General features: G+C 28.4%; 14 protein-coding genes and 1 pseudogene. 2 read left to right on the top strand and 13 right to left on the bottom strand.

Going from position 1 to position 17,395, the window contains the following annotated elements:
- From CLTEP_RS11500 to CLTEP_RS11465, 8 genes and pseudogenes are all read right to left on the bottom strand, one after another.
- A pseudogene (locus CLTEP_RS11500) lies at window positions 1–442 on the bottom strand (transposase); the annotation flags it as partial.
- Between the two features lie 220 nt (window positions 443–662).
- Entirely contained in the window at window positions 663–1,208 is a 546-nt protein-coding gene (locus tag CLTEP_RS11495) for a TDE2712 family protein (RefSeq protein WP_066826840.1), read from the bottom strand.
- A 15-nt stretch (window positions 1,209–1,223) separates the two neighbouring features.
- Complete coding sequence (locus CLTEP_RS11490; RefSeq protein WP_066826844.1) at window positions 1,224–1,973, bottom strand: peptidyl-prolyl cis-trans isomerase; 750 nt, start codon at window positions 1,971–1,973, stop codon at window positions 1,224–1,226.
- A 92-nt stretch (window positions 1,974–2,065) separates the two neighbouring features.
- Complete coding sequence (locus tag CLTEP_RS11485) at window positions 2,066–2,779, bottom strand: lysoplasmalogenase family protein (protein WP_066826838.1); 714 nt, start codon at window positions 2,777–2,779, stop codon at window positions 2,066–2,068.
- A gap of 95 nt (window positions 2,780–2,874) precedes the next feature.
- Entirely contained in the window at window positions 2,875–3,567 is a 693-nt protein-coding gene (locus CLTEP_RS11480; RefSeq protein ID WP_066826836.1) for an SDR family oxidoreductase, read from the bottom strand.
- A gap of 66 nt (window positions 3,568–3,633) precedes the next feature.
- Complete coding sequence (locus CLTEP_RS11475) at window positions 3,634–4,644, bottom strand: SPL family radical SAM protein (protein ID WP_066826834.1); 1,011 nt, start codon at window positions 4,642–4,644, stop codon at window positions 3,634–3,636.
- Complete coding sequence (locus CLTEP_RS11470) at window positions 4,610–5,470, bottom strand: 5'-methylthioadenosine/S-adenosylhomocysteine nucleosidase family protein (protein WP_066826832.1); 861 nt, start codon at window positions 5,468–5,470, stop codon at window positions 4,610–4,612. The genes CLTEP_RS11475 and CLTEP_RS11470 overlap by 35 nt, the downstream gene beginning before the upstream one ends.
- 227 nt (window positions 5,471–5,697) lie before the next feature.
- Entirely contained in the window at window positions 5,698–7,965 is a 2,268-nt protein-coding gene (locus CLTEP_RS11465; RefSeq protein WP_153016328.1) for an HD domain-containing phosphohydrolase, read from the bottom strand.
- A gap of 862 nt (window positions 7,966–8,827) precedes the next feature.
- Between CLTEP_RS11465 and CLTEP_RS11460 the strand changes: the two genes are divergently transcribed.
- The gene (locus CLTEP_RS11460) at window positions 8,828–10,231 is read left to right on the top strand and encodes a dihydrolipoyl dehydrogenase family protein (RefSeq protein ID WP_066826828.1); all 1,404 of its coding nucleotides are present in this window, start codon (window positions 8,828–8,830) and stop codon (window positions 10,229–10,231) included.
- Between the two features lie 502 nt (window positions 10,232–10,733).
- Here the strand turns inward: CLTEP_RS11460 and CLTEP_RS11455 are convergent.
- Both CLTEP_RS11455 and CLTEP_RS11450 read right to left on the bottom strand, forming a co-directional pair.
- Window positions 10,734–11,591, bottom strand: coding sequence for a DUF3298 and DUF4163 domain-containing protein (locus tag CLTEP_RS11455; protein WP_066826827.1), 858 nt, complete (start codon window positions 11,589–11,591; stop codon window positions 10,734–10,736).
- An 8-nt stretch (window positions 11,592–11,599) separates the two neighbouring features.
- Complete coding sequence (locus tag CLTEP_RS11450; RefSeq protein WP_066826826.1) at window positions 11,600–12,094, bottom strand: RNA polymerase sigma factor; 495 nt, start codon at window positions 12,092–12,094, stop codon at window positions 11,600–11,602.
- A 771-nt stretch (window positions 12,095–12,865) separates the two neighbouring features.
- Here CLTEP_RS11450 and CLTEP_RS11445 point away from each other — a divergent pair.
- Window positions 12,866–13,780 carry a transposase gene (locus tag CLTEP_RS11445; protein WP_066826820.1) on the top strand — a complete coding sequence of 305 codons (915 nt, stop codon included), beginning with the start codon at window positions 12,866–12,868 and terminating at the stop codon, window positions 13,778–13,780.
- Window positions 13,781–13,943: 163 nt separating this feature from the next.
- On the opposite strand, the gene CLTEP_RS11440 is transcribed toward CLTEP_RS11445, so the two are convergent.
- From CLTEP_RS11440 to CLTEP_RS11430, 3 genes are all read right to left on the bottom strand, one after another.
- Window positions 13,944–14,276, bottom strand: a complete 333-nt coding sequence (locus CLTEP_RS11440) for a class I SAM-dependent methyltransferase (RefSeq protein WP_066826818.1) — start codon at window positions 14,274–14,276, stop codon at window positions 13,944–13,946.
- A gap of 100 nt (window positions 14,277–14,376) precedes the next feature.
- Window positions 14,377–15,291: a GNAT family N-acetyltransferase gene (locus tag CLTEP_RS11435; protein ID WP_161938372.1), complete on the bottom strand. Its 915-nt coding sequence runs from the start codon at window positions 15,289–15,291 to the stop codon at window positions 14,377–14,379.
- A gap of 442 nt (window positions 15,292–15,733) precedes the next feature.
- On the bottom strand, window positions 15,734–17,143 hold the full coding sequence (locus CLTEP_RS11430) for an alpha/beta hydrolase (protein ID WP_084364918.1): 1,410 nt from the start codon (window positions 17,141–17,143) through the stop codon (window positions 15,734–15,736).
- Window positions 17,144–17,395 lie beyond the last annotated feature (252 nt).

Raw genomic sequence — 17,395 nt, 5'->3', positions numbered from 1 at the left:
TTTTATCAACTCTTGTAAGACATTTATCACAACATTTTTTTGTGCTTTCAAATAGCTCTACACCATCTATTGCAACAACCTTTAACCCATCTATAGTACCACCTCTAAAAACCTTATTTTTTATAGTAGTTTTAATTATATGATTATGAATTTCTTTTAATCCATCTAAATCAAAACCACTGAAACATCGCCTAACAGCGTCAATGCGTGGAGTTCTAGTTTTTTTAGGTAACACTTTTTTAAATTTACCTTTTTCAAGCCAATGGTCTAATCTATTGAAACTTCTTATTTGAAGCATAAATCCAAATAAAACAATAAAAGCAATTGTTGAAATTTTTACTTCTGATTTTACTCTTTTATCTTTTAAGGTATTGATTTTTTCACCTATATGGTATACCTTATTAGTATAGGTGAGTAATTGTTTCAAATAACTTTTGCTCATTTTATCAGCATCCTTTTTGTGTGAATTTCTAAACAAAACTATTATAAAAAGGATGCTTTTATTTTGCAACTTTTTTCTCTATAATTTCCAGTAAAAATCGGAAAATCTCATATTTCCACTGATTATTCTTAAATTCTTATAAATCAACGGGCTACCGACCTGAAAAATTTTTAAGTGCTAAACTTCTGATATAATGTTATAAACTGTTACCAAATTCAACTTATGAAAGCAGTTCTTTTAATTTTTCCTCTATATATTCTTTTATCTCTACTTCTCCAATAAATGTTCTTTCATCAAAGTCACTTGGTTTAACTCTGAAGAAATTAATCAAAAGCATATTGTCCTTTATTATATATTCCTGCATGTGCATTGGCGAGAAAATAACTTCTAATTCTTCATATTTTTCTTTATCTTTGTCGAATTTTATATAATCTTGAAGTTTATCGACTAATTCTTCCAAATTTAACTTTTTCAATGGCTGAATCATCATATTGGTATATTCAAAATCTTCCATAACCCACATATTATAATTCCAAAATCTCTTTTCCTTTTTGTTTCCTGTAAATGGCTCTCTATTTTTAATAGCACTTAATGTTCTCCTAATAGACTCTTCATTAAATTCATCATCATACATATACTTCATTGCTGGCATAAGTGCTAAATCATTAAAAAACTGTTCTGATACATTTTCTTTTTCGCTAGCGGCTGTCCAAAAATAATACATAGCCTCAACAGCATCTAAATTTACCTTTATTCTTTTTAGCATCAATATTTCTCCCCTTTATTCAGCTACTTTAACATCATATTTTCCCTTAAGTTCTTCAACTTTATCAAGATATACTTTATTTTGTTTCATACCAAGTAACATTTGAGATATTTGCTGTTTTGATTCTTCAAATGATTTAGTCTCTTCTTGTTTCTTGTCTGTAACTTTTATTATATGATATCCAAATTGAGTCTTAACCGGAGTGCTTATTTCATCTTTTTCCATTGAAAATGCCGCTTGTTCAAATTCAGGAACCATCTTGCCTTTAGTGAAATAATTCAAATCACCACCAATAGAAGATGAAGGGCATTGGGAATATTTCTTTGCTGCCTCTTCAAAAGAAAGTCCCTCATTTATTTCTTTTAAAATATCATTAGCTTCGTTTTCCTCTTTAACAAGTATATGACTTGCTCTTACACTTTCAGGTGACTTAAACATTTCTTTGTGTTCATCATAATATTTTCTGATTTCTTCTTCATCAACACTCACACTTGTAAGCAATTTACTCATAGCATACTGCTTAAGCATTGTAATCTTCATATTTTCAAATTCTCTTTTAAAGTCTTCTTCCTCTTCAAAATTATTATTTACAGCATCAGAATAGAACAACTCCTGATTTATCAACTCTTCTAATAATCTCTTTTTACCTTCTACAGACATAAACTGTGCAGCTTGTTGTGGCCCTAACCCCTTTAAAAGTAGCTCAACATCTCTCTCTGTAATTTCTTTTCCATTAACAACTGCTAAAACCTTACTATTGTTCATCATTTAGCTCTCCCTTATAATTTTATTTAGCTTTTTAAAAACTATAACCATACTATATAATGATAACAAATATATATTAAAGTTTCCAGTCGCTAGTGTAGTATAACGGCATATACTATTCCCATCTGTGCAGCTAGATAAGTTGCCCAAACCCAAATTCCTACATTCTTGATTCTAATATTAAGTATATCAGATATAGCTATCATAAAATCAGATATAATAAATATCATAGCAGATATAAAAGTTATCCACCACTTTCCACCTAATGAGAAAGCTAAGAAAAAAGCAAATGATGCCATTAATGATATACATGCTCCATATAAAACTGCAGCAATCCTTACCTTATTCGCTTTTATATCCTTCTTAACAAACAGCATTTTACAAATAATTATAACAATAATGCTAATTACTAGAGAAATAATAACATACATACCTATTTTAACGTCGCCATTAATCATTGTTGCAACATAAGCAAAAATATAAAATATATGTGTGATTGCAAAAAAGGTCATCCCACCTATTAATCTGTTTTTTAGTTTTATAACTGAAGCCATGGTTAAATCCCCTATGAAAGAAAACATAATGCCAAGGAATACAAAAATAGAATAAAAAAAAGTCGCTTTAATTCCATAAAAAGCAATAACAAAAGCTGCTGTAGTCATTGAAAGACTTATAACTATTTTTATAGAAAGTGGTAAACTCCGCGCATTTGTTTTATTTCTTAAAGCTAAAACAACCCCAAAAATAAACAACAATATCTGAAGAACAAACAATGTTTTAATTGATGATAAATAATTAATTCCCAAAATATTACCCCCATGATTTATATTATTATAATTATATTATAATACATAATTTTCTAAATATTAAGTAAATTTATATAAATGGGGATATATTATGTCTATTTTCTTACAATCATGTGTTTTTGAGGTCTTATTGTTATATCTGTAACAACAGTACCTTCTCTCTGTGATAATATCATATCCACCGCATCAGCAATACACTTTGTCGTGATATAAGTTTCCTCATTATCTCCTTCTCTAAAATTTGAATTATCATAAAAATTCGTCTTAGTCATATCTGGATGAATTGTAACAACTTTAACACCTGTTTTTCTAGTTTCCTCGAAGAGACTAGAAGCAAAATGAGAAAGCCCTGCTTTTGTAGCCGCATATGCACAACCATAAGTACTCCATTTTTTTGCAGTAATTGATGATATATTTATTATAAAACCAGAATTCTTTTTTAATTTTCTTAAAAGAAGCTGAGTTAAAATTAGAGGTGCTTCTAAATTTGTTGCAACCATAGCATGTATCTTAGAAACATTCAATTCTTCATGAGGGCCAAAGAAACCCACTCCCGCATTATTAACAAGTATATGAATTTCTTCAGTTTTGTTTATTTGTTTTACTTTTTCAGTAAGTTCCCCTATTTTAGTAATATCACAATTCACTTTAACAAAGTTCCTATCATCGAAATTAACTTTTGAAAAATCTCGTGAAATACCATACACCCTATAGTTTAATTTTAAAAGTCTCTTGCTTATTTCCAAACCAATTCCTGATGAAGCCCCTGTTACAATAGCACTTTTCATAGCATTATTTCCTTTCTAGAAATATCCTTAAAATATTTTATACATTAAAATATTTTAAGCAAAATTTTATACATAGATTTTTTCTGCTGGCACGTAATATAGTAATTTTTCATAAACAAAATTCACTAAATTACTTGAATGATTCTCTGTATATGTGCATACACCATTTTTGCACTCAAAAGGATAATTCAAAATCAAAGAATACTCTCTTCCCTTTCTCATTTTCTTTAGATAATCCTTTGACACTCTGAACACACCTACACTAATATCCAAAATATCATCTGGTGATATTTTATTAAATGTATCATCAATACATTTTTCATAGTTCTTTTGCCAATCTTCAACATAAAGCAAAGGATCAAAACAAAGTCTAACATTCCATCCTTTTTTTATAGCATTATTAGCACTTTCTAATCTGCTATTAAGTGACGGTGTATTTTTTTCAAATTTTTCAATAATATTTAAAGGGGATAGTGTCCAAGCTAATATAACATTATTTATGGCTGGTATATACTGTATAGCAGCAAAGTTAGCACTTTTAGTTCTCAATTCAATTTTGAGATTTGGATGTTTTAATGCAAACTCCAACCATTTTGTTGCAAAAGATGTTATTCCCTCCAGCGCTAATATATCTGTATCATATGAAATGCAAAGATATACAGCATGTTTCTTTAAAAGCTGTTCTACCTCATAAAATATATCCTCAATATTAACGAATATAACAATATTAGAAGAAGGATACATACCTTGAAGGTAACAATACTCACAATCATAAATACAATTCATCATAGTTGAAGTATAATAAAAATGTGAATTACCAAAATCCTCACAAACTTCTGCACCTTTATATATAAAATTATCTCTCTTTACTGCTAATATTAGCTTTGGACTATTTTTTTGAAGAGCAAAACTTTGATGTCCTCTGCAAAATACATCCTTGTAATGCTCTATTTCGATTTTTGTTGCATCTTTAAAATTCGACAAAATTCTCTTGGCATTTATATTATTTATAGCTCTTTTTTCAATATATATATGTGAAAAACTAGAATTCCATAAGCTTTTCTTTAAGTTTTGCAAATTGTCTCTTCCCTTCATTTTTAGATTTACATTCCACTTCTAAAAACGGTTCTAAAATTTTTTTAATATTGCCCTTTCGTATTTTATAATGTTTTACCAAATGAGTTAGTTCATTTCTCATAGTTTCTGATAGTTTTAGATTATAAAATAATGTTTCTATATACTCATTATATTCATCTATTAAAATATTCTTTGGTTGCATATCAATTTGTCCTATTTTATCAATCCATGAAACAATGTCATATATATTGTCTTCAATAAGCTTTGTTACCTTTTCTGATGAAATACAATGTGTATCTAAAAAATCTGATACTATCTTTATGCAATTGATTTGATGCATAGATAAGAAATGAGAAGCCGCTTCAAATACGCCTGCTGCTTCCATATCAATAAAATCTCCTTCTGTTTTATGAAAGTACTCATTATTAATTACCTTTGAAAACGTCTGAAGCACACCTTCTACAAAATTATGTTTAAAAAACATATCTGGATAAAATATCTTACCACTATCAGCATTTATTATTTTATGTGCAAGTATAACACTACCCTTATCTACTTCCATTATTTTGTTACCAACTTTTTTTGTTTTAATTTTACTGCCGCAGATTCCTATGTTAAAAAAGAAATCATTAGGTTTGACTTCATACTTCGTAAGCATATGTGTCACCCCTACCGCAGAGGATACAAGTCCTGTACCTGTAATTATCAAAACAATTTCATCATTTTTAAACACTTGAAATTTTGTAAAGTTATTATCTTTTTTAAGACCATAGTGTAAAATAAATGGCCTTGCCTCGCAATACATTGCCGTCGAAATAAAAATCACTGTTCTTCTGTTACTCCTCTCTTGTCACATAATATGACTAAATATATTTTAAATAACAAAAACTACTCTTTGACAGTAAACTCGTTTTGCTAAATCAAAACATTAAAACTCCATGTGGAGACTTTATTCCACATGGAGCAAAAGCCTCAAACTCCCACTTATAGAAGTGATTCTCTTATAGAATCGATCAAAAATACCATATACAGTATTCTTATAAATGTAAGTATCTATAAGCTCATTATTGCTATTTCTTCTATTCTATCCATGTAATCATTATATATCGTTATCATAGCATCCACAACATTAGGATCAAATTGGGTTCCTTTATTTTTCTTTAGTTCATGTATAGCCTTTTTATAACTCATAGCTTTTCTATATGATCTATTTGATGTTATTGCATCAAATGTATCAGCAACTCCTATTATAGAAGCTTCTAATGGTAGCCTACTTATTTGTTTATCTTCTGGATATCCTTTCAAATCAAATCTTTTATGATGATATCTCACAATATTCATAATAGTATCTGAAAAACCAACCCTTTCTAATATCTTATATCCTATTTCAGGATGTTGCTTTATTTTATCATATTCATCAACATTTAGCTTTCCCTTTTTAGTAAGTATTTTCTCGTTTATTCCTATCTTACCTATATCATGCAAAAGACCACCTATCTCAATCTTCTCACACATTTCCTTAGATAATCCCATTTCTTTAGCAATTAAAAGAGCATACTTTGATACCCTCAATGAATGTCCTTCAGTGTATTTATCTTTTGCCTCAACAGCCGCAATTAATGCTTTAATAGTTTTTAAGTAATTTTGCTTGAGGTTCTCATATAACTTAATGTTTTCTATCATAATAGCTGTTTGATTAACCGTTGATGTTAATATATTAAAATCACTTTCTGTCAATTTTTGCGTAGTAACAATTATTAAAACACCCATTGATTTTTTCCTTGCAACTATTGGCATAATATTAAAGTACTTTATAACTTCATCCTTTTTAGGCTTATTATAATATTCGCAAATTTCCTTTGTTGCTCTTTCATTCTTAATGATTGTTTTTGAAATAACAGCCTCTCCAATTATCTTATCTGTTATAGATATTTCTTTTTCTAATAGAAGCTCAGTATGATTACCAGAATATGCTGTAAGCTCTAACTTTCCATCTTCTCTCAAAAGTCTTATTGTACATATGCGCAAATTAAGTAAATCTGATAAATTAAATACCACATTTTGAAGCATTTTTTCTAAATCCATAGTTTTATTTAAATCCGCACTTATCTTGTTAATCGTTTTCAATTCTTTATTCATTTTTAATATTTCTTTTTCAGACTTATCTAATTGGTATGTAGTAGATAGTAATTGCTCATATGCCGCCTCATATTCTGCATTCATTTCTTGAAGTCTTTCATTAGTATCAATTAACTGTCGTGTTCTCCTTTTTAATTTATTATCATACCCCTTAAGAACATTGGCAGTATTATTAAAAGCATCTGCAAGTTCTCCAAATTCATCTTTTCTATTCAATAATACTCTATAATCATAATTTCTGTTTTGAAGTTCAATAATACCTGTTTTTAGCTCATCTAATGGCCTTAAAAGCTCCTTTGCTATAAATAATCCTAAAATAATCATTACAAAAAATGTGATTATACCATTATATAATATATACTTTCTAATGCGAATAAGATTACTATACAATATATCCTTTTTTTCAAAAGAAATTATTCTCCAATCTATTCCTTTAATATCAGCACAAGCTACAACATATTCTTTCTTAATATTTAAAATATTATGATTATTTAATGAGACACTACATTTTTCTAATTGCTTAACATCTAACGAATCTTCTCCAAAATGACATACTATATCACCATTATTGTTTATAATATATGTTGATGCATAATTATCAATTTTGATTTCTTTTAAATTTTTTATTATATCTCTAAATTTAAAATCCGCCCCTATTACTCCTTTTACATCATAATTTTGATCATAAAGCGGCATTGATACTGTAATAACTAAATCTCCCGAAATTATATCTTCATATGGTTGAGTCCAAACAATTTTTTTGTTTTTAATAGTTCTAACATACCATTGTCTTTTTCTTAAATCGATATTTGTTATCCCCCCAGATGAAGTAAAATATCTACCATCCTCCATTACAATATACAAATTGTAAAAATCGCCTACCAATTTTAGCTGTTCTTTTAAATATGAATTTACTTTATCAAAACTATTTTTAGAATTTATCATACTTTCTAAATAAATGTAGTTACTCTGCATAAGCCTCAAAATATCTTCCTTATTTGAAAACCATTTCTGATGCTTATTCACTTCATCAACCATTGATTCTATCTTAATCTGCTCATGTTTCTTAACAATATCCTTTTGTACTTTTGAATTAATACTTATCCCTAATACAATTGAAGGCAAAACTGACAAAATAATGAAAAGAGCAACCAATCTACTCCTGACTGAATGAAAGTTCAAAAATACCAATTCCTTTCTTGCATATCAATGATTTTTTAATTTATTCTTTAACTTTTTCTTATCTTTTTATTTAATTTATTATATATTTTTCCATACGGGTTTTGCTTTTATATATTTTAAGTTAATAATTTAACAATATAAGCACCCACAGGCATAAAATAGTTTTTGCTTTGATTTTTTTGCTTTATATGCTTTATATGCTTTATGCATTTTAAGTTAATTCTTCTACATAAATTTACATTTTCCTTCTGTTTGTATCAGATTATATCATAAATTATTAAAAAAATTATAATATTTTCGCAAAAAATTTTCTAATTTCTATACCTATATAGGGTATATTATGTTATAATCAATTAGTCCATAAAACTTATAAATATCATATGTATGTATGAAAACCATTTTTAAATGAAAATTTTTTCCAAAATAAATAAACTAACTATAAATGAGTAAATTTTAATCCATTAAATGTAAAATGGCATTTTCGTACGATTCTCAAGCATCATCTAGTACAGGAAAACAGTAAAATTCAGTATTACAAATTGAGTTGTCAAGTCATTTGTAACTTATTGTAATGATTTTTGCTCATTTAAATAAACTAATTAAAATAGCTTATTTTCAAGTATACTTCTTTTTCTTATTGACTTAGGCATTTTCAAAAAATAACTAGTCAGTATGCTAGTCTATTTTGCGAACTACTTCATCGTTGGAACCCGTTGATAAAACCTATTATCAGCGGAACCTAACTCTTTGTATTTCACAAAATATACGTCGCATCTTTGACTTGTTATTTCCTTTCAAATGCCTTATAGAAGTAGGAGTCTTGTAGAATTGATAAAATATATTATAAAAGGGAGTGTTACTTATGAAAGAATATGATGTAATAATTATAGGAATGGGACCTGCTGGTATGGCTGTCGCAGGTATGGCACCAACTATGGGATTAAAAGTATTAGCAGTAGAATATCATAAAGTTGGTGGAGAATGTCTTAACTATGGATGTATTCCTAGCAAAGCTTTATTAAAAGCTGGCGAAACAAATTTTAATGCTAACAACATGGAAAAATTCGGTATTAAATTATCTGGAAACACAGAAATTGTAAATCCACTTGAAATCGTTAGAAACAGAATATCTCAAATCAATAGTCCTAAAACTATGAAAATGTTTAATAAAGTTGATTTTGTTTTAAATAAGGGAAAAGCAAAATTCATAGATTCGCACACTATACAGGTTGGAGATGAACAATATACAGGAAAAACTATTTTTATTGCAACAGGTACAAAACCTTTTATTCCCCCAATTCCTGGATTAGATACAGTTCCAAAACTTACAAATTTAAATATGTTTGCTCAAAATGATATTCCTAAAACACTTACCATTATTGGTGGTGGTGCAATAGGAACTGAAATGGCTCAAGCTTTTTCAAGACTGGGTTCAAATGTTACATTAGTACAAATGGATCCTCATCTTATACCAATAGGAGACGAAGAAGCAGGCAAATTATTGGAAGATGTATTTAACAAAGAAAATATAAAAGTTTACAACAGTACAAAAATTGAAAAAGTAGAACAAATCGATGGTATAATATACACTCATACTGATAAAGGGGTATTTGAATCCGAAAAAATACTTGTTGCAACAGGTAGACAACCTGTCCTAGAACCACTAGCACTAGAAAATGCAGGTGTGGAATATACTAAAAAAGGAATTGTTGTTGATGAATTCAACAGAACCAGCCAACCACACATATACGCAATTGGTGATTGTAATGGGAAAGCTCAATTATCCCATGCAGCCATGCATCAAGGTATGTTGGCTCTAATGAATTCTTTAAGCCCTCAACCTATGGAAAAATTAAAAAGAAGCAATTTCTTAGTCCCATGGTCAGTATTCACAAAACCTGAAATAGCACAAGTAGGTATTACAGAAAAACAAGCTAAAGAAGCTGGTATAAATTACTTTGTTGTAAAAGAGGATTATGAAAACTACGGCAGAACAGTAACTGATGGTCAACCTATTGGTTTCGTCAAAGTTCTAACTGATGAACAAGGTAAAATTTATGGAGTTTCAATTATCGGCGAGGCAGCAAGTGAGCTTATTCATGAATGGACATTAGCTATGCAAAATAATTTATCTATGTTCGATATTGCTATGATGCAGCATTCATTCCCTACAATTTCATTAATGAATAAAAGAGCTGCAGAACAATGGATGATGCGAATAGTTCAATCTGGAAAAATGCCTAACCTAATGAGTAAACTTTTATAAAGTTAAACCTGTTATGAGTTTGTTAGGAGAATTGGGAAAACTATTATAGAGTAAACTTTTATAAAGTTAAACCTGTTAACTTTATTTAATCTTTATGCAAACTAAGCTATTAAATAAGTAGACTTTAATAAATTTGTTAATGAATTACCCGAACAAAAGATATAGACATAACTTTAGCATAAATAGACTTTAGCAGATTTTAATCTAATTCTAAAATTATTCTAAAATGTGATTTTTAAATTTGCTGAATCTACTAGCATGTGTAAAAATCTATGAATATATGCATATGCAAAAATCTATAAATATCTGCAAATTAATTTTATGTGTAAAATATGGTTTTTAGTTCTAAAAATCTATTATTAAACAGTATTAAACGGAAGCTAGAAATTTTAAGACAAGCCATTCTTGGTTTTTAAAATTTTACCAAGAATGGCTTTCAATTTATATTCATTTTATATTCATTATCCGAATTGTGCTTATAGCCTCTATATTCGTTACATATTTATTTATCTATAATAAATTCCTGTACTCCCATATAACCAGGAGCTATTTCATATTTATCAAATACAATAACAACCTTGCCATCTTTATTTATATAAAATTTCTGATCATCTTTTATTCCATTAAAACCCATATCCCCATCAAAGAAGCTATTATCTGGATTTTTCTTTCTTTCCTCAATCTGCTTTCTTATGCTTTTATTGCAAATATCTTTGTAATCTTCACCCAGCATATCCTTTAGTGTAATCATTTTATTATTCTTCAAATCAATATTATAATAATATATTTCTGAATATGCACTTGCAATTGTTTGATATTCATAGACTGTAAATGACAAAATATTTTCATTTGAACATTTAAGATCATATCCTACTTTAACACTCACAGGATGAAAATCTTCTTCTTTTCCTCCTGTTTCAAGAAAAGCCTTCTTATAATCTTCAGCATTTTCTTTAGCCTCTTTTATTTTTTCTTGTACTTTTTTGTTAATCTCATCATTAATTTTCTTTTTTAAATTATCATCTTTTAATTCATCAATAGCAGGGATTTTAATTTCACCATTTAAAGTATCAGTATGAATTTTATAATCCCTAAATGTAAATAGTTTCGCTATCTTTCCTATAACTGGAACACTACCAACATTTTGTGCAAAAGTTTTGTTTAAATTAACTCCAGCAAACAACATCCCTGTTGATATAGCTACTGTTGCTGCTACTGCTCCAACCTTTTTTCTATTGCTTCTTTTCTTGTTTCTTTCAACACTTGCCATTTCAATCGTCTCCTTTACTATATTGTTTAGTTCACTCGGTATTTCTACCGATTTGTACTTTTTTACCAATTCCTTAATTTTATTTTCCATTTCAATTTTCACCCCTCACCATCAATAATAATTCTAAGCTTATTAATTGCAGAGTAAAGTCTTGACTTTAAAGTATTTATATTGCATTGAGTAACTCTCGCAATTTCATCAAATTTCATATCTTCAAAATACTTCAATACAACAACCGTCTTTTCTTTCTCACTCAATCTATCTATCGCATCATACAAATCTATATTTTGTTCCAAATCATTTTCACTGTTATCAAATTTTATCTCTATTTTATCTGAAACAACAGTGTATTTCTTTTTTCTTATGTATGTAATACTTGTATTTATAACTATTCTATATACCCATGTCTTTATATACTCAAAACTTTTTAAAGTATCTGCCGAAGATAATGCTTTATAAATAGAATCTTGTACAATGTCTAATGCCTCTTGCTGATTTTTAACATAGCTATATGCTAATCTATAAAGATTATCCTGGTTAGTTGTTATAAATTTTACAAGTTCATCATATATTCTGTTTTTTGAACTAACCATATGCTGCCTTACCTCCTTTTTTGTTGGGGACGGTTCAGTTCTTTTTAACCTTTTACCAAAAATATCAAATTAAATTATTGGGATTATTAGGAATTGTTGAGGAGATTACTAGGGACGGTTCATTTTTCTAACCTTTTCCCAATAAGATGTCAAAAATTCAAGAGTTTTAGCTGGACAAGTATTCTCTCTATTATTCTCTCTTATCTACTCCCTACTCCCACTAATCTGTTCACTACTCTACATTATTATATTATTTTGTTAAAATTCAATGTTTAAATTCAATTCTCACTCTTATATCTTATATCTCTCTTATATCTCTTATTTATATCTCTTTTGTATCTCTCTTATTTACTATACACTCTTTAGACGTCTGAAACAGGCAAAAAGTTTGAAAAAATCTTGGGGACGGTTCATTTTTATTTTATTATATCCCAATAATTGAAAATAAAAATAACCAAGCCCTAAGTAATCAAACCTTTTTCTCTTTTAATTTTCTTTCTTAATTTTAAATCATACAACCCTCTATTGATTAAACCACCTTATTCTTGTCAATAATCTAAAATAGATGTTGAGCAAATATATCATAAATAAGAAAATTTCAATCTATTAAATGCAAAATAATATTTTACATTGATTCTCAACCATCATCTAGTACAGAAAAACACTAAAATTCAGTATTACAAATTGACTTTTCAAGTCATTTATAACTTATTGTAATGATTTTTGCTCATTTAAAATTAAATATAAATTGTTATCAAAGGAGCTGTTATTATGCCTAGAAAAACTAGATTTAAAATTGTAAATGGGATTTATCATATTATGTTAAGAAGTTTAAGCGATTTCCTTTTATTTAGAAATGATAAAGATAAAAAAGTTTTCTTAAATATCATAAAAAAATATCAGATTAAATATAATTTTAAAGTTTATGCTTATTGTATCATGTCTAACCATGTCCATTTATTAATTGATTCCAATGGAGCAGACATAAGCCAATTCATGCATAGCATAAATCAGTCATATGCCCAATATTACAATAAAACATACGGCAGAAGGGGGCATGTCTTTCAAGATAGGTTTAAAAGTAAAATAGTAGACACTAATTCTTATCTATTCGTACTTTCTGCTTACATTCATAGAAATCCTAAGGACATAAAAAAATACAAAAATCACATTGAAGATTATAAATATTCAAGCCTTGGAGTATATCTTGGCTTAAGAGAAGATTCTTTTGGTATTCTAGATGAGGATTATGTTATGCAAATGTTTGACAAAGATGTAGAAAAAGCTCGAAAAGCCTATTTGTTCCTTGTATATAACTGTAATGATAAAACTTTAAAAAAAAGCTCTGAATTTAAAAACGAAAAAACAGAATACAAAAGCGAAAGACATGTTATAGATAGAAATTTTGATCATGAAGAGATACTGGATTTTGTTTCGAAGTATACAGGTGTACCAAAATGGCAAATTATTCTGAAAAGTAATAGACATATCACTAAAGTCAAAGCTTTATATATATTGATGTTAAAATGTTTGTGCAATTATAGAGATAAAGACATATGTAAGCTTATTGGAAATATAACCCAATCACGAATATCCGCTCTTTGTGCAATTGGTATTGAAATTGTACTGCATGATGTTAAGTACAAAAACATTATATATGATTTTATTACACTTAAAGCTAGTTAAAACCCATATTCCACGCATATTCTGCACAATGATGTTATATTGATAATATTCAGAATTTCTATTTAAATATCTGCACTAACTTTTTTCTGAAAAGCTTAGCTATTTAATATTTCTTACATGGAAAACTTTGCAAACAGAAATTCTTTTTTCTTGTAAACCTTATTTAAACCCAGCACAGGAATGCTACCATGTACACCAAATCAAAAGTTGCATTTGGAATTCTAGAAAGCTGTACAGCATCATCTTCAATAAATACTGCACTTTTACACTTTTCTTTTGCCTTATTTAGCATTCCTCGAGATTGGTCTACTCCCCAAACCTCTGCCTGTGTCAACTCTTGAATAACCTTAATATAGTTTACCGTTCCACATCCAATCTCTAAAACATGACTTTCTTCATTAATCTGAGCTTTTTCTATTATAAACTTCACTATTTTAAGATCAGCCTCTCGCACGTCATCATATATTTTGGATATTTCATTATAATCATACACCATAATGAGCCCTCCTGAGTGAATTTGTTTTGCTAAAACAAAAGCCTCAATCCTCCCACTTCTATACGTGGAAATCTTATAGAAGCAATACACAATATAATACTTAATTTAATTTTAAAACAAGCATACTACAATCCAATTTAAATCCATTTTTATAAAGAGCGTTCTCTAATGGATAATTTTCCTCATCAATATCTGCAATTACTTTTTTTATATTATTTTCACTTAATATTCTAACACCTTCCACTAACAGATCATTTACATATCCATTTCCTCTTTTTTCTGGTACAACGCCAATATAATTAATAGCTCCAACAGTATCATTAAATCTTTGTGGTATCACTAAACCTATAAACTCATCGTGTGAATATGCCAATTTCCACCAATCATTATTGAAATCAATATCTTTTAACTGATTGAAATATTTTGCTGCTGCTTGCTCATCTCCATATTCCTTAATACATTCTATATCATCTTTATCTAGCGTTCCAACTGTAACTTGTCTGATTGCATCAATATAACATTCATAAGAACCAAGTTCTCTTAAACTTCTAAAAGATAATCTTCCACCACCCACTTCAGTATTATGCTGCATTGTACACTGGTAACTACTTCTTTCCCACACAAAACTTTTCTTTTTTTGGGTAATAACAAATCCTTGATTGATTAACATTTCTACATACTTTTGAAAATTGTCCTTGTCAGAATATAGATTGCATCCAACTTTAGCAAATCCTTTAGACCTCATTTTTTTCAAACTCTCATATAATAATTCATGTCCAATATCATCATTATTTATATGCTGGATATTTATATCTAAAATTTCTAGTTCATCATCAAATACACCATATATTATTCTCCCTACAAATTCATTATTATCTTCAGCTATGAAGCACCATTCTAATTTTGTAATTCCATCATTTAGCCATGACAAATACATATCTTTAAATGATACTTGATTCGCTGCCAATTTTGCTAATAAGTCTATCTCTGTACTATCTATATTTCTTATTATCATGATTTCCCACCATCCCTCTATAATATTTAACAATGCCATTATATTTTCTATAAATTTATTACATTTATAATACTTCCTTCTATAACTAGTGCGGGCTTTCCTGAGTAAATAAACTAGTTATAGTAACTTATTTACAAATATATTTCTTTTTATTGATTTATGTAATCAATAAAATCCGCACTAGAAAATTGAAGTTTCTTGCATCAAGTAAAGCAGAACCTCCATCTGAATGTTTTACTTTAGCAAAATGAATTCACTTTGCACTTCTTCTAAATATTTCAAACGAAACTTGTACCCTTTCCAATTTAAAGTTAATCGTCCCTATTTTTCTTATATATTTTTTTCATATTTTTCTTCTAAATATTTCAAACAAAGTTTGTGCTCTCTCTAATTTAAAGTTAACCGTCCCTTTATCTTTCCCCTTATCTTTTATCTTTTATCTTTATTTTTTTATCCAATTTGATATATCATCTATAACATATTGAGGTATATGATTTTCAATGTAATATTCATTAGGACTGGATTTTCCTGTGCCTTCCATGAATAAATGATTTAACTTTTTATATGATTTAAATTCTACATTTTTCCTATTAGAAAGAAGCTTTTTCCACAATTGAAAATCCTTCATTGTAACTTGATAATCTCTTTCTCCTTGAAGAATAAGCATTGGTTTCTTCGATTTTTTAACAATTTCAGCTATGTTATGTTGTTTCAAATCAACCCAATATCCAGCTGGTACATTGATAAGTATTTCATTAGTGTCATAATTATTTACATCTAATGATTTGATTTTCTCTACGTCTTTTTTGGTTTGTTCTAAAATATCCTTCTCTTTGTCAGTAATTTTCCCATCTAATGAAAATAAATAAGTATATTGCTCTACAAAAAAATCCTCTAGTGGCCTTGCTGAACCTGCTAAACATATTAATCCTGCAATATTTGAATCTTGTTGTTCTATTCTTGGTAATAAACTTCCACCTAAGCTATGTCCTAATACAAATATTTTACTCTTATCAACTTCTTTTCTATTTCTAAGTAAATTTATTGCTAGTAATGCATCATCAATTGTTTCTGTTTGTACAGTTATACCTTTCTTCAGCTTAAGCATTTTTTTGCCATAAACCAAAGTTCTTTTATCATATCTTAAAACCACAATACCCTTTGAAGCTAAACCATGAGCTAAATCTCTAAAAGGTTTATTTGGACCAATAGTTTCATCCCTATCGTTAGGTCCTGAACCATGTACAAGAACAACGGCTGGGAAATTTCCTTTACCTTTTGGAATTGTTAATATACCAGGCAATGCCCATTCACCCGCACCTATTGTAACTTCCTTTTCATAGAATATATTTTTACTTTCATCATCTATATTATTTTTATTGGATTTTGGAATTATTTTCGTTTTAACAAAAAAGAATCCTACTATATTTTTGTCTTTATCAAAAGTGACTTGAATATCCAACGTGGTTTTGTCAAATTTACAGGTTACAAATACTTTATCAAATTTATCATCATGCTCAGTCCTTGTACCAAGTATATTGTTCACTTCACCAACTTGTGTCGATGCCGTAGCCCACGTTTCTTTTAATTTTTTAAGAGTAATAGCCTTTTTAAATGAACTACCGAATTTATTATAAGCACTTTCAAAATTACCTTTCGATAGTTCATTAACAAATTCGACTGCAATTTTCTCTAAATTCTCATTATGTTTTATAGAATTACTTTTATTACCGGTATTATCACTTGTATTTATAGCATTATTAGTCGAATTAACTGAATTGGACTTATCAGAACATGCTGAAAAAGAAATAATTACTACTATACTTAATAAAATTGTTAAAAATTTTTTCATAGACTATGCACCTCATATAAAATTTTTTGATACAAAATCTTACGCATACCAATGCCTCCCTCAATCCACTTCCAAATTAAAGTTTATTAACTAGAATTATACACCATTTAAATATATGATTCAAATGTGAACTACCCTCCACTTACTTCGTTGAAGTGGGGGCTTCTTGGTCAATACTCCCAATGGAGCAAGTTTACCCAAGCTAACAAGGTCGTCCCAACCTCTGATTATTACCAAAATTATATAGCTAAT

Source organism: Clostridium tepidiprofundi DSM 19306 (genome assembly GCF_001594005.1).
Taxonomy (GTDB): Bacteria; Bacillota; Clostridia; order Clostridiales; family Clostridiaceae; genus Clostridium_AC; species Clostridium_AC tepidiprofundi.
Note: the sequence above shows the minus strand (reverse complement) of the source record. Positions and strands in the feature narration are given on the sequence as shown.